We start from the raw sequence: 13,024 nt of genomic DNA on the forward strand, positions 1-13,024 counted from the left end.
CCTATCCATATTATTAGTGCCTTTCGATACCAGCTGAAACGGATTGACTCCCGCATCCTCGGGTCGGATAAAATCGCCGCGAGAGACCCTCTGGAACGTCTGCGATGGTTACCGGACGCCATACTTTAAGGAGTTCCTACATGAGTAAGGTAAGAGTCCTGGCGGGCACCCGCAAAGGCGCATTCATTCTTACGGCGGACGGCAAACGCCAGAACTGGGAGGTCAGCGGTCCGCACTTTGCGGGCTGGGAGATTTATCACCTCAAAGGCTCGCCAGTCGATCCCAATCGAATTTATGCTTCGCAGACGAGCGGCTGGTTTGGCCAGATCATGCAGCGCTCCGACGATGGCGGAAAAACCTGGCATCAGCCGGGAACGCCTCCCGGACAAGCTGCCGCACCGGGCGCTCCACCGAAAACCGACAGCAACAAATTTGCTTACGACACATCGTCCGAGACCGGCGCGCCGCTGACCACACACCAATTTTATGACGGCACGCAGCATCCTTGGGAGTTCAAGCGGGTCTGGCATCTCGAGCCGTCGCTCACTGATGCCAACACGGTTTACGCCGGAATCGAGGACGCGGCTCTATTCCGCTCGACCGATGGCGGCGAAAATTGGAAAGAACTCTCCGGCCTGCGCGGTCACGGCACTGGCCCCATGTGGCAGCCCGGCGCGGGAGGCATGTGCCTGCATACCATCATTCTCGATCCCAGTAATCCGCAGCGCATTTATATTGCGATCTCGGCGGCTGGAGCGTTTCGCACCGACGATGGCGGCAAGAATTGGAAGCCCATTAATCAGGGACTCCATTCCAAATACATTCCCAACCCGACGGCCGAGGTGGGACATTGCGTGCACCACGTCGCGATGAACCCGAAGCGCCCGGGAGTGCTGTTCATGCAGAAACATTGGGACGTGATGCGCTCCGATAACGCCGGCGACCAGTGGACAAAAATCAGCGGCAACCTGCCGACGGATTTCGGTTTTGTCATCGACATTCACGCCCATGAGCCGGAAACGGTTTACGTTGTTCCGATCAAGAGCGATTCCGAACATTACGTTCACGAAGGTAAGCTACGCGTGTTCCGCAGCCGCTCGGGCGGCAACGAGTGGGAGCCGCTTACCAAGGGTCTGCCGCAAAAAGATTGCTATGTCAACGTACTGCGCGACGCGATGGCCGTCGACACGCTGGATGAATGCGGAATTTATTTCGGCACGACGGGCGGCCAGATTTATGCCTCGGCAGACGCCGGAGATAGCTGGAATCCGATCGTGCGGGATTTGCCGGCCGTGCTCTCGGTGGAAGTGCAAACACTGCCGTGATGCGCGTCGAGAAGAACCACAAGGACCGGGAGAAGCGAGAAGAATCCGGGTGCCCCATTTCTCGCGCGTTCTGTGCGCGAGAAGTGGTAGCGGGTCAGTTTTGGCTTTCTAGATCGCGGTTGTAATCCTGAGCGCAGCCGTTTTTCAGGCGGAGCGAAGAGCCTGCCCTGAGCGGAGTCGAAGAATCTCACAGTCTGAAGCCCGCGGGCGATTACAAGAGTAGTTCCATGTAGAGCGCGCCTGCGATCGGATTGGCGCAATAGGGAGCGATTTCGACGAAGCCGAGTTGGCGGTACATCGCGACGGCGTCTTTCATGACGGGTTCGACTGTATCAAGACGCATGCGTTTGTAGCCGATCTGGCGAGCCTCGGCGATGATGCGATCGGCGAGTGCGCGACCTAATCCTTTGCTGCGGAATTGCGGGCGCAGGTAGAGGCGCTTCATCTCGCAGATGTTGTCGGTCGTTAGTCGATGGTCGTTTGTCGTTGCCCTGATTAGGTTGTGAAAAGCGACGCAGCCGGCGAGTTGGCCTTCGTATTCTGCCAGCAGCAGGCTGCCCGCTGGTGGCGCGTAGTCGCCGGGAAGTTCCGCCAGTTCTTTGTCGAAATTCTGGAAGCAGAGACTGAAGCCTAGCGACTCCGCGTATTCGAGGAAGAGTTCGCGGGCTTGCGCGATTTGCGCTGGGGATTCGGCTTGCGCGAAGTCAAACGCTTTAACCACAGAGGGCACTGAGGACACAGAGGAAGAACATTGGGGCGTTTCGTCGCTCATGGTTCCTCTGTGATCTCAGTGTCGTCTGTGGTGAAGGCTTTGGGAAATTATCCCATCAGCAAGCCGCCGTTTACGCTTAGCACGTGGCCGGTGATGTACGAGGCTTCGTCGGAAGCGAGGAAGGTAACGGCGCTGGCGACGTCGTCGGGCGTTCCCACGCGGCCGAGCGGAATCTGTTTGACGGCGGTCTGTTTGAATTCGTCGCTCAGGACGGCGGTCATGGCGGTTTCGATGAAGCCGGGGGCGACGGCGTTGCAGGTGATGTTGCGCGAGCCGACTTCGCGGGCGATGGCCATGGTCAGGCCGATGAGCCCGGCTTTGGAGGCGGCGTAGTTGGCCTGCCCGGCCTGGCCCATCTGGCCGAAAACGCTGGTGATGTTGACGATGCGTCCCCAGCGCTGCTTGAGCATGGCGGGGATGACCGCCTGGATGCAGAGATAGGCGGAGGTGAGGTTGGTTTGCAGGACTGCGTCCCAGTCAGCGCGCTTCATGCGCATGACAAGCTGGTCGCGGGTGATGCCGGCGTTGTTGACGAGGATGTCGATTTTGCCGAACTGCGGATTGGCGATGATGGCTTTGACGGTCGCCTTGACCTGATCTTCGTCCGTAACGTCGAGGGCGAAGGCGGCGGCCTGGCCTCCGGCGGCGGTGATTTCGGCGACCAGTTCGTTCAGCTTTTCCTGATTGCGAGCGGCAACGGCGACGGTCGCTCCAGCTTTCGCGAGTCGGAGGGCGCAGGTGCGTCCGATGCCTTGCGAGGCGCCAGTGACCAGCGCGATGCGTCCTGTGAGGGACATTTCTTTCTCTCCCGGTTGCGTTGATGAATGCGGTGGAAGGGGAATTATACGCGGCGGGGGGGGCGGTAGAGTGGTGTCGCGCTTGGCTAAAAGAAACTGCGAGCCGTCAGTCCGAATTGCTATATCACGTGGTGGACGGCCGGAGAGAGTTATCGTTCTGACTGGTGGTCAAGAGCATGCGATTCAATTAGTTACGAATGTGTGAGTTGCCTTTATTTACTTGACAGATCGCAGCGTGTTGGGAGAAGCTAGTGCAGAGCAAGAATCAGCAGCCAGTGCGAAGTTACTGCTTTCTGCCGGCATCCTGGAAAATGAGCGACCATCAGATTAGAGCGATGATTGAGAAGGAAGCGCGGGCTCTCGGCCTGACCTTCGATGACGCGGTTTCTCGCGTTCAAAAAGGCCAAATAGGCGAGAACTACCTGTGGCAAGACCTTGCATCGCTGGTATATCTGCTTCATGAGTAAGCCTTAATTAACCGGAGATAGACCCGCCGAAGTCTTCCGCAAGTTTCGCGACCACATCAGTGCTTTGCTGAATCAAACAATTACTGATGCGCCTCTGAGTTTGACACATCGCAAGGATAGACCTTTCGCTCAGTTTGCTTTTCGAGACGAGGCCGATTTCCCTATGGCCGCGCCTTTGTTTTCGGGAGGACTCTTTTTGGCGGTGTCTCAGCAACTCCAGGTTGAGCAGCTTCCTGACAAGACTTGGAAGTTGCGAACTTTGGCGTACAGTTACCATCTTCTCGAAGATTCCAATCCCGACAGCAGATGGATTATCAGGTGGGAATATGTTTCCCACATTCAAAGACGCAATGAGCACCCGCGTCATCATGTTCACATCGCAACCTTGGTGGATACTCCAGCCGGGGAAATGGACTTGGATAAACTTCACCTTTCGACCGGATGGGTAACAATCGAGGAAGTAATTCGATTCTTGATTGCAGAGATGGGAGTAAAGGCGAAGATTGCCGACTGGGACGACCAGCTGTTAAAAAGTGAAGATCTCTTCAAGAAATGGACAGGGCGGGAAATTTAATTGCAGCTCACTGACCCCTGATTCGCGTTGCTAATCCACAACTCCGACGCGTAACATTCCTGCACTCATGCCTCAGACTGCTACCAACGTGATTGTCATGCCCGAACCTTCCAACAAGAATTCATCGCCCGCCCCGACATTGGAGAAGCTGCCGGCAGAGGCGGACAAGAGTGTCCGCTCCACACAGGCAGAAGCCGCGCAAGCTGAGCCTTCCACGGAAGTCTTTGCCGTGTTTGGCGTGGAGCCGGAGATTCAGGCTTATGCGATGGCGAAGTATTCGCGGTCGTCTCTGTCGATGAAGGACGCGCTGCGGGAGATTTCGACGCAGAAGGCGGAGAAGTTTCTTAACACTTTTTATTTTCAGTATGGGCACCGGTCGATTGCCGACCTGGCGCACATTGCGCTGGCGGTCGAGCGGCTGTCGATTCTGGCGGCGATTGAGTTGGCCGACGAGCAGCGCTGGGACGGGCAGGAGCGCTCGACGCGCTATCAGGATTTCAAGAAGAGCGGATATTACGTTCCCGATTTTGGTGCGGATGACGAAGCGCGCAAACTTTATCGCGAGACGCTGGACTTCTTATTTTCCGAGTATGAAGCGCTGTCGGCGCACATGACCGGGTACCTGATCAGCATCACGCCCAAGCCCGCCGACATGAAGCAGGATGCGTATGAGCGCACGTTGAAAGCGCGCGCGTTCGATATTACGCGGTATCTTTTGCCCTTAGCCACCAACACCTCTTTGGGCGAGATCGTGAATGCGCGGACGTTGGAGACCCAAGTTGCGCATTTGCTCAGTCATACACACAAAGAAGTACGCGTGCTGGGCGAGTCGCTGAAGAAGGCGGCGACTGGGGCGGCTTACAACGTGAATGCCGAGTCGCTGAAGGATTTGGTGGCGCAGATTTGTGCGGTGAGTCAGGAGTTGGGCGCGCGGGCTGAGGCGGAGTTGCTGCGCGAAGTGCGGGTGGCTCCGACGCTGGTGAAGTACGCCGATCCGAATGAGTATGAGATGGCGACGCGGCGCGAGTTGCGGCAGGCGGCGCGCGAATTGATGGCCGACGAGCCGCTGGCGCCGTCGAAGGCGATTGTCGATCTGCTCGATGAAGAACCGCTGGAGGTGGAGATTGCGACGACGTTGCTCTACGAGCATTCGCATCATTCTTACCGGCAGATTCGGCAGGCCGTGCAGGTGGCGGGCGAGCGGCGGCGGCGGGAAATTATCGACCTGGGAATGCGGCATCGCGGCAAGCATGACGAGATGCTGCGCGGATTCCGCGCGGGGCAGCAGTTTCGCTTCGACATTCTCATGGATACGGGCGGCTTCCGCGATATGCATCGGCACCGGCGCTGCATCCAGGTGATGCAAGGATTTACAACGCAACACGGCTACGAGATGCTGCTCGACATGGAAGATGCCGGCGTGCGCGGTCGCTTCGAGGCGGCGATGCGGCGAGTGCAGGCGGCGGTAGAGAATCTGGCGGGGCGTAAGACTCCCGAGGCGCCCGCTCTCGAAGCGGAAGAGAATTCGCAGTACGCGATTCCGCTCGCGTTTAGAAAACGCGCGCTCTTCAAAATGGATTTCGCCGAGGCAGTTTATATTTCCGAGCTGCGGACGACGCCGGCGGGGCATGTGTCGTATCGCAACGTCGCCTATGCGATGTATGAAGCCGTGGCGCGGAAGTATCCGGCGCTGGCTAAGTATTTCCGAGTGCATGACGTGACGGCGCCGGTGGATCTGCTGCAGCGGTAATGGGATGACTTCGGGAAAAACGACCACGGTTTATGTGCGTCTGATGGAGGAGGGAACAGACGTTTCGCGTCCAGCGCAAGGAATTGCCGTGGGCGACGGTTTGACAGGCTCGTCGCGATTCAGAATTACGATCCCCAAGACGAACATTGGGAATTTCCGCCGGGATCGGTCGTTCGCTCCGAGTCAAGAGGTCGCGACGGCGAGCAATATTTGTTGGCAGTCAGCCAGAGTCCCGCTTTGGGACCTTTCCACGAATAATTCCTTAGATTCGCCTTTCTTTCGCTTCGATCTGTATGTATAATCCGGCCAGATTAGATTTCATTTAGTCTGCACTCATAAAAGGAGCCTCTCCCATGGCGGATGAACGCGTAAAAGCGATTGATCTCGCGGTATCACAGATCGAAAAACAATTCGGCAAAGGCTCGATCATGCGGCTGGGATCGAAGGAAGCGATCGTGCCCATTTCCGTGATTTCGACCGGGTCGATCTCGGTGGATGCGGCGCTGGGGGTGGGTGGGTTTCCGCGGGGGCGCGTGATTGAAGTCTTCGGGCCGGAATCTTCCGGCAAGACCACGCTGACTTTGCAGGTGATTGCCGAGGCGCAGAAGGCCGGAGGCATGGCTGCTTTTGTCGATGCCGAACACGCGCTCGATCCGGCATACGCGAAGAAGCTTGGGGTGGATGTCGACAACCTGCTGGTCTCGCAGCCCGACTATGGCGAGCAGGCGCTGGAGATTACCGAGGCGCTGGTGCGGTCGAATGCCATCGACGTGCTGGTGGTGGATTCGGTGGCGGCGCTGGTCCCCAAGGCCGAACTGGACGGCGAAATGGGCGACAGCCACATGGGCTTGCAGGCGCGGCTGATGTCGCAGGCGCTGAGGAAGCTGACCGGGACGGTCTCCAAGTCGCACACTTGCCTGATTTTCATCAACCAGATCCGGGAAAAGATCGGCGTAATGTTTGGCAATCCTGAAACCACGACCGGCGGAAAAGCGCTGAAGTTTTATTCTTCGGTGCGTATCGATATTCGCCGTATCTCCGCCATCAAAGATGGCGACCTGGTAATTGGCTCGCGCACCAAGGTGAAAATCGTGAAGAACAAGGTGGCCGCGCCTTTTCGCGATGCCGAATTCGACATCCTCTACGGCGAGGGCATTTCGCGCGAGGGCGACCTCCTGGATCTGGCAGCCAACAGCAACATCGTGGAGAAATCCGGCTCATGGTACAGCTACAAGGGCGAGCGCATCGGCCAGGGCCGCGAGAATGCGCGCCAATTCCTGAAAGACAACAAAGACGTCATGCTTAAGATTGACGCCGAGGTGCGTAAATCGCTGGGCTTGACGGGAGCGTCCGCTGCTCCCGCGGCTGTCCCGGCTGTGCCCACGAATGGGGCGGCGGGTCGCGTGACGGCCATGCCGGCCGCGCCGGAGCCGGTGAAAGCCCCGATTGTAGCGGCACGGCGCTAAACTTTCGTTGCCTCCCGGGCGCAGGCGGTGCTTCGATCCGCGCCCGGGCCTCCCAGATTGTTTCTTCAGGTCTGACTCTCTGGCGTTCAACCTTGGCTTCGCAGCCCTCGGACTTTGACCACTGGCGGTCGAGCTCATTCGATCGACAGCCGAGGGCGGCTGTCGCCACATTTATCTTTCGGGAATCTGCATCCGCTTCACTCCCCGATTGCCATTGTTGCTCCTGCCCGCATAAAATCTCCTATTGCTCTACTTCCTTCAACAGCGGTCTACATGCTGACACAATCTGTGAGGGCGATTGAATAAGGGCACGGCGGTTTATCCCGGGTCGTTTGATCCGCCCACTAATGGGCACCTCGATCTGATTGAGCGGGGCAGCAAGATTTTTGAAGAGCTGGTCGTGGCGATTCTCCGCAACTCGGAGAAGACGCCGATGTTTAGCGTGGCGGAGCGATTGGAGATGCTGCGCGAACTGACGGCCGATCTCAAGAACGTTCGACTGGATACGTTCGACGGGCTGATGGTGGAGTTCGCCAAATCGATCGACGCGAAGTGCGTGCTGCGGGGCATCCGGGCGATCAGCGACTACGAGTATGAGTTGCAGATGGCTCTGATGAATCGCAAACTTGAACCGACGCTGGAAACGGTGTTCATGATGCCGGCCGACAAATATTCGTATGTGAGTTCGCGGCTGGTGCGGGAAGTGGCGCAGGCGGGCGGTCCGGTCAAGGGGCTGGTGCCGGAAGTAGTGGAGCAAAAACTGCGGGAAAAACTCGATCCCGCATACAAACTTCGGGACGCGGAATTGGTGGAACTCCCGAGGAAAAGGAAAAAGAAGGCATGACCACCGCGAGCTTAACCACGGAAACGACGGGAGCGCTTTTGAAATTGACGGAAAGAATCAACCGCATTGAACCCTCGGCCACCATGGCTGTTGTGGCGGAGGCCGACAAGCTGCGTTCGCAGGGAATCGATGTGGTCGATTTTGGCGCGGGTGAGCCCCACTTCGCCACGCCGCAACACATCAAAGACGCTGCCATTGCCGCCATCCAGGGGAATTTTACGAAGTACACGGCTGTGCCCGGAACCGCCGAGTTGCGCGATGCCATTGTGCACCGGCACGCGGTAGATTTCGATTCCGATTATCGGCGGGAGGAGGCAATCGCCTCAACCGGGGGCAAACATGCCTTGTTCAATGCGATTCAAGTTCTGGTGGATCATGGCGACGAGGTGATTCTGCCGGTGCCGTACTGGGTGTCGTTCAAAGACATCGTGCGCTATGCGGGCGGGAATTGCGTACTGCTGGAATCGGACGAGGCGCAGGGATTTCGCGTGACGGCGGAGATGGTCGCGAGACTGATCACACCGCGGACGAAAGCGATCATCCTCAATTCGCCGTCGAATCCTTCGGGCGCCGTGATGAGCCCAGAAGACATGAAGGAAGTGGTTCGCCTGGCGCATCAACGCGGGATTTGGGTTCTGTCGGACGAATGCTACGTGTATCTGAACTACACGGGAAAGAATTTTTCCGTGGGATCGCTGCGCGAATATAAAGAGCGCATGGTGGTGCTGGGATCGCTGTCGAAAACTTATGCGATGACCGGCTGGCGACTGGGATATGCCCTGGCTCCAGTCGCAGTCGTGAGCGCGATGGCAAAGCTGCAAAGCCAGTCGACGTCGAATCCTACATCGATTGTGCAGAAGGCGGCGGTGGCCGCGCTGAAGGGGCCGCAGGAGTCCGTCGAGCAGATGCGGGCGGAGTACATTGAGCTGCGCGACTATGTCGTCGCCGGGCTGCGATCGATCCCGGGGGTGGCGTGCACGCTGCCGGAGGGCGCGTTCTACGCCTATCCAAATATTTCATCTTTCCTGGGAACGGGCGGCCTGAAATCGGCATCAGATGTGGCCGGACGTTTGTTGCGGGAAGCTCACGTAGCGACCGTGCCCGGAGAGGGGTTTGGCACCGGCGCACATATTCGGGTGTCGTATGCAACGTCGAAGGCTGAGTTGGATCGCGGGTTGGAGCGCATGCGGAAGTTTTTCGCGGCTCTGTAGTATGTCTCCCGCGGTTTTTTTTGTTTTATAGTTTGGCATTTTGAAATCCCTAACCACAGAGGGCGCAGAGGGCACACAGGAAATCGGGTCAGGAATAACTGGATTAAGCAGAGGGGCCGTTCCGTTGGCGCGAGCGGTCTTTTTTGTGGACATAGCTTCATGGACAATCTTTATCCATTGTTGATGCTGCCGGGGTTTGACCCGCGACCGTGGGGCACGCAGGATTTGTCTCCCATTTATCCCAATCACAGGTTCGAGGAAAAAATCGGCGAGGCCTGGTTGAGCGGGGACGATTGCAAAGTGGCGAACGGACCGCTCAAGGGGACGACGCTCGCAAGGCTGAGCGAGGAATATCGGCGCGAACTGGTGGGTGATGCAGCGCGGGACGCGAAGCGGTTTCCGTTGCTGCTGAAATTTCTTTTTCCGCACGAGAAACTTTCGGTGCAGGTTCATCCCGACGATGCACAGGCCCTGCGCGTAGGGCAGCCGTGGGGCAAGACGGAATGCTGGTATATCGCTCACGCAAAACCTGGCGCGCAGATTGCGCTGGGACTCAAGCCGGGGGTTACGGCGCAGGCGCTGGAAGAGGCGATTCACCAGAAGCGCGCGGAAGAAGTGCTGAATTGGATCAATGTTTATGCGGGTGACATGATCTATGTGGCCGGGGGCACGGTGCACACGCTGGGGCCGGGTTCGGTCGTAGTCGAGACGCAGCAGCAGTCGGACACAACTTATCGCCTGTATGATTACGGGCGGCCACGCGAGCTGCATCTAAAAGACGGCATGGCGGCGGTGAAGGAAGAAGTTCGTTCGGGAAAAGTTGTGAGGCCGGCGCCGGCGCAGATCAACGGCGGCAAGAACCGGCACGCGCCTTTGGTGGGCGCCCCCTATTTTGTGGTCGATATGTTTGAGGCGAAAGATGCACTTGAGCTGGAGACTCGCGACGATTCCGGGCGAAGCTCGGTGCAAATTCTGGTTGCGGTGGAAGGCTGCGGAGTTATCGAAGCGGCTGGTATGGAATCGGTGACGTTGGCGAAGGGCGATGCGGTAGTGGTTCCCGCAAACATCGGCCGGTTCGGCGTGCGTCCGCAGTGGGCGCTGGAATTTCTCAGGGCGTATGTGCCCGGAAAGCCGCTGCCTGAGCCGGAGACGAGACTGTAGATCCTGATCCGTGGAGATCCGTGAGAATCCGTGGCTAACAACTCTAATTTCTATCCTGTGATTCTAGCTGGAGGGCGCGGCACCCGCTTCTGGCCGCTGAGCCGCAAGAAGCGCGCCAAGCAGTTGCTGGCGCTCGACGGCAAGCAGACCATGATTCAGCAGACCGTCGCTCGCCTGTTGCCGATAGCGGCGGCGAAAAAGTTCTGGGTCATTACCAACGAGGATCTGCGGCCGGCGATTGTGAAGCAACTTCCGAAATTGCAGAAGGCGCAAGTGTTGCCGGAACCAGTGGGAAGGAACACGGCTCCGGCCATCGGGCTGGCGGCGTTTCTGCTGTTGCGGGAAAATCCCGAGGCGGTGATTGGCATGTTTCCTTCCGATCACGTCATTGCGGATGAGGGGCGGTATCGCGAGACGCTGGAGCGCGGAATTGAAATCGCAGCCGCTGGGCCGAACATCGTCGTGCTCGGCATCCGCCCGAATCGTGCGGAGACCGGATACGGGTACATCGAGGCGGGAGCGCTATTTCAGGGCGATGCGCTGCACGTGCGCCGCTTTACCGAAAAGCCGAATGCAGAAACGGCTGCGGAGTTTCTTGCGGCGGGGAATTATTTCTGGAACAGCGGCATGTTTTTGTGGAGCGCGCTTACGCTGGCCGACGCGCTGCGAGAACATTTGCCGAAGACTGCGCCGCTGCTGGAAGAAATTGCCGCTGCGTTTGGGACTAGCAAGTTTGGCGCAACGTTCAAAAGGCTATATCCGCGCTGCGAGAACATCAGCGTGGATTATGCTGTGCTCGAGCCACGGTCGGCCAAAGGGGAAGGAAGTGGCAACATTTTCTGCCTGCCCGCCGACTTTGGATGGAACGATCTGGGCTCCTGGACGGCGCTGCACGAACACCACAACGCCAAGAGCATTCCGCCCGAAGGCAATCTGGTGGAGGGTTCGGGCGTGTTTCTGCTGAATGCGCGGAGCAACTATATCCATGCTCCAGGAAAGTTCGTGGCGGCTGTGGGCGTGAGCGATCTGGTAGTGGTTGAGACTGCCGACGCCTTGCTGATCACCACGCGGCAGCATGCGCAGGATGTGGGCAAAGTTGTGAAGTATCTGGACGATAAGAAGATGCATACACTGGTGTAGAAGAGAGTGATCAGTGGTCAGTAAAGCCGGATCCAATTTTTTGACCACTAGCCACCGACCACTAGCCATTAAGCACATGCCCATGCAAGAGATTAAATTCGGAACCGATGGTTGGCGCGGAATCATCGCCGATGATTTCACGTTCGAAAATGTGCGCCGGGTTGCGGGGGCGATTGCTTCCTACGTATTGAAGTACGAGGAGCCACAGCGAGGAGTCGTGGTGGGATATGACGCGCGTTTCGCCTCCCCGCGCGCGGCGCAAATTGTGTCGGAGGTGATTGCCGCGGCAGGAATTCCGGTGAAGCTGGCCAACGATTACACGCCCACGCCGGCCGTGTCTTATGCGGTGAAGCAGCAGGGCGCGGCGGGCGGAGTTATGGTCACGTCGAGCCACAATCCCTGGAACTGGAACGGGGTGAAATTCAAGGCGAAGTTTGGCGGGTCGGCGACGCCGACGATCATGAAGAAAATTGAGGAAGAAATGGCGGCCGAAGCGGCGCCGAAAGGCGTCAAGGCCGCGGTGGAGGAAGTCGATCTCAAGAAAGATTACGTCGCGGCGGTATGCAAGTTCGCCGACATGGACCTGATTGCGAAAACAAAATTCAAGTTTGCCGTGGATGCGATGTATGGGTCGGGGCGCGGCGTGTTGAGCGGAATTTTTGCGGAGCGCGGAGTGCAGTATGTCGCGATTCGTGAGGAATTGAATCCGCTGTTTCCGGGGATCAATCCGGAACCGATCGAGCCGCACACCAAGATGCTGCAAGAGACGGTGGTTCGGGAAAAATGCGACGCCGGGCTCGCCACCGATGGAGACGCCGACCGCATTGGCGCGGTGGCTGAGGACGGCAGCTTTGTGGACTCGCACAAAATTTTCTGCGTGTTGCTGCGCTGGCTTTTGGAGCGCAAAAAGTGGCCCGGGGACGTGGTGCGAGCGTTTAATACGACACGCATGCTCGACCGCATCGCAGCGAAATATGGGCGCAAGCTGCATGAGACTTCTATCGGATTCAAGTACGTTGCCGATCTCATGATGGAGCGCGATATCCTGATGGGCGGGGAAGAGTCGGGCGGAATCGGTTACTCGCGGTTTCTGCCGGAGCGCGATGGCGTGCTGAACTGCCTGCTCCTGGCCAATGTGATGGCGGAGGAAGGCAAGCCGCTGGGGCAGTTAGTGGCCGACGTGCAGCGTGAGTTCGGGCCGCACTATTACGGACGCCGCGATCTGCACATTCCGGAAGATATGAAGCAGAATGCGATTCAGCGGGCTCGCGCGGAGAGTACGCAAAGCCTGGGCCGCTACCGTGTGCTCAAGAAAGAGCATATGGATGGAGTGAAGTTCTTTCTTGATGCGCCTAGGAGCGGGAATGGAGCGGAGGCGTGGGTGTTGTTCCGCGCCTCGGGAACTGAGCCGCTGTTGCGGCTTTACACGGAGGCATCTTCGTCGGAGTTGGTGCGCGAGTTGCTGACGACAGGCGAGAGCTTCGTGCGCAACGGCTAACGTTTCTGCTGGCCACTCA

Annotated in this window: 12 protein-coding genes; 10 read left to right on the forward strand and 2 right to left on the reverse strand. The window is 58.1% G+C overall.

The features are described 5' to 3' along the window. The first annotated feature begins 140 nt into the window (after positions 1 to 140). A complete protein-coding gene (locus VGM18_01405; protein HEY3971626.1) occupies positions 141 to 1,325 on the forward strand; it encodes an exo-alpha-sialidase in 1,185 nt (394 codons plus the stop codon). Between the two features lie 211 nt (positions 1,326 to 1,536). Here VGM18_01405 and VGM18_01410 read toward each other — a convergent pair whose 3' ends face one another. Both VGM18_01410 and fabG read right to left on the reverse strand, forming a co-directional pair. Continuing rightward, positions 1,537 to 2,097 (reverse strand): GNAT family N-acetyltransferase, encoded by a 561-nt coding sequence (locus tag VGM18_01410; protein ID HEY3971627.1) that lies wholly within the window; start codon positions 2,095 to 2,097, stop codon positions 1,537 to 1,539. Positions 2,098 to 2,144: 47 nt separating this feature from the next. Continuing rightward, complete coding sequence (fabG, locus tag VGM18_01415; GenBank protein HEY3971628.1) at positions 2,145 to 2,894, reverse strand: 3-oxoacyl-[acyl-carrier-protein] reductase; 750 nt, start codon at positions 2,892 to 2,894, stop codon at positions 2,145 to 2,147. A 251-nt stretch (positions 2,895 to 3,145) separates the two neighbouring features. On the opposite strand from fabG, the gene VGM18_01420 reads away from it, so the two are divergent. From VGM18_01420 to VGM18_01460, 9 genes are all read left to right on the forward strand, one after another. Then, positions 3,146 to 3,361 (forward strand): hypothetical protein, encoded by a 216-nt coding sequence (locus VGM18_01420; protein HEY3971629.1) that lies wholly within the window; start codon positions 3,146 to 3,148, stop codon positions 3,359 to 3,361. 64 nt (positions 3,362 to 3,425) lie between these two features. After that, a complete protein-coding gene (locus VGM18_01425) occupies positions 3,426 to 3,935 on the forward strand; it encodes a hypothetical protein (protein ID HEY3971630.1) in 510 nt (169 codons plus the stop codon). Positions 3,936 to 4,002: 67 nt separating this feature from the next. Next, on the forward strand, positions 4,003 to 5,685 hold the full coding sequence (locus tag VGM18_01430; protein HEY3971631.1) for an FAD-dependent thymidylate synthase: 1,683 nt from the start codon (positions 4,003 to 4,005) through the stop codon (positions 5,683 to 5,685). A 353-nt stretch (positions 5,686 to 6,038) separates the two neighbouring features. Further along, the gene (recA, locus tag VGM18_01435) at positions 6,039 to 7,151 is read left to right on the forward strand and encodes a recombinase RecA (protein ID HEY3971632.1); all 1,113 of its coding nucleotides are present in this window, start codon (positions 6,039 to 6,041) and stop codon (positions 7,149 to 7,151) included. A 298-nt stretch (positions 7,152 to 7,449) separates the two neighbouring features. Beyond that, entirely contained in the window at positions 7,450 to 7,995 is a 546-nt protein-coding gene (gene coaD, locus VGM18_01440; GenBank protein ID HEY3971633.1) for a pantetheine-phosphate adenylyltransferase, read from the forward strand. Beyond that, complete coding sequence (locus tag VGM18_01445) at positions 7,992 to 9,206, forward strand: pyridoxal phosphate-dependent aminotransferase (protein ID HEY3971634.1); 1,215 nt, start codon at positions 7,992 to 7,994, stop codon at positions 9,204 to 9,206. The genes coaD and VGM18_01445 overlap by 4 nt, the downstream gene beginning before the upstream one ends. 159 nt (positions 9,207 to 9,365) lie before the next feature. Beyond that, positions 9,366 to 10,367 carry a type I phosphomannose isomerase catalytic subunit gene (locus VGM18_01450; GenBank protein HEY3971635.1) on the forward strand — a complete coding sequence of 334 codons (1,002 nt, stop codon included), beginning with the start codon at positions 9,366 to 9,368 and terminating at the stop codon, positions 10,365 to 10,367. A gap of 30 nt (positions 10,368 to 10,397) precedes the next feature. Next, positions 10,398 to 11,507 carry a mannose-1-phosphate guanylyltransferase gene (locus tag VGM18_01455; GenBank protein ID HEY3971636.1) on the forward strand — a complete coding sequence of 370 codons (1,110 nt, stop codon included), beginning with the start codon at positions 10,398 to 10,400 and terminating at the stop codon, positions 11,505 to 11,507. 82 nt (positions 11,508 to 11,589) lie between these two features. After that, the gene (locus VGM18_01460) at positions 11,590 to 13,005 is read left to right on the forward strand and encodes a phosphoglucomutase/phosphomannomutase family protein (GenBank protein ID HEY3971637.1); all 1,416 of its coding nucleotides are present in this window, start codon (positions 11,590 to 11,592) and stop codon (positions 13,003 to 13,005) included. Positions 13,006 to 13,024 lie beyond the last annotated feature (19 nt).

The organism is Candidatus Sulfotelmatobacter sp., assembly GCA_036500765.1.
GTDB lineage: Bacteria > Acidobacteriota > Terriglobia > Terriglobales > Acidobacteriaceae > Sulfotelmatobacter.

What these genes read in the sequence shown, in the direction of transcription:
- VGM18_01445 (HEY3971634.1), top strand. Translation starts at nt 7,992, where the DNA reads ATGACCACCGCGAGCTTAACCACGGAAACGACGGGAGCGCTTTTGAAA.
- VGM18_01405 (HEY3971626.1), top strand. Translation starts at nt 141, where the DNA reads ATGAGTAAGGTAAGAGTCCTGGCGGGCACCCGCAAAGGCGCATTCATT.
- VGM18_01450 (HEY3971635.1), top strand. Translation starts at nt 9,366, where the DNA reads ATGGACAATCTTTATCCATTGTTGATGCTGCCGGGGTTTGACCCGCGA.
- VGM18_01410 (HEY3971627.1), bottom strand. Translation starts at nt 2,097, where the DNA reads ATGAGCGACGAAACGCCCCAATGTTCTTCCTCTGTGTCCTCAGTGCCC.
- VGM18_01430 (HEY3971631.1), top strand. Translation starts at nt 4,003, where the DNA reads ATGCCTCAGACTGCTACCAACGTGATTGTCATGCCCGAACCTTCCAAC.
- recA (HEY3971632.1), top strand. Translation starts at nt 6,039, where the DNA reads ATGGCGGATGAACGCGTAAAAGCGATTGATCTCGCGGTATCACAGATC.
- VGM18_01460 (HEY3971637.1), top strand. Translation starts at nt 11,590, where the DNA reads ATGCAAGAGATTAAATTCGGAACCGATGGTTGGCGCGGAATCATCGCC.
- fabG (HEY3971628.1), bottom strand. Translation starts at nt 2,894, where the DNA reads ATGTCCCTCACAGGACGCATCGCGCTGGTCACTGGCGCCTCGCAAGGC.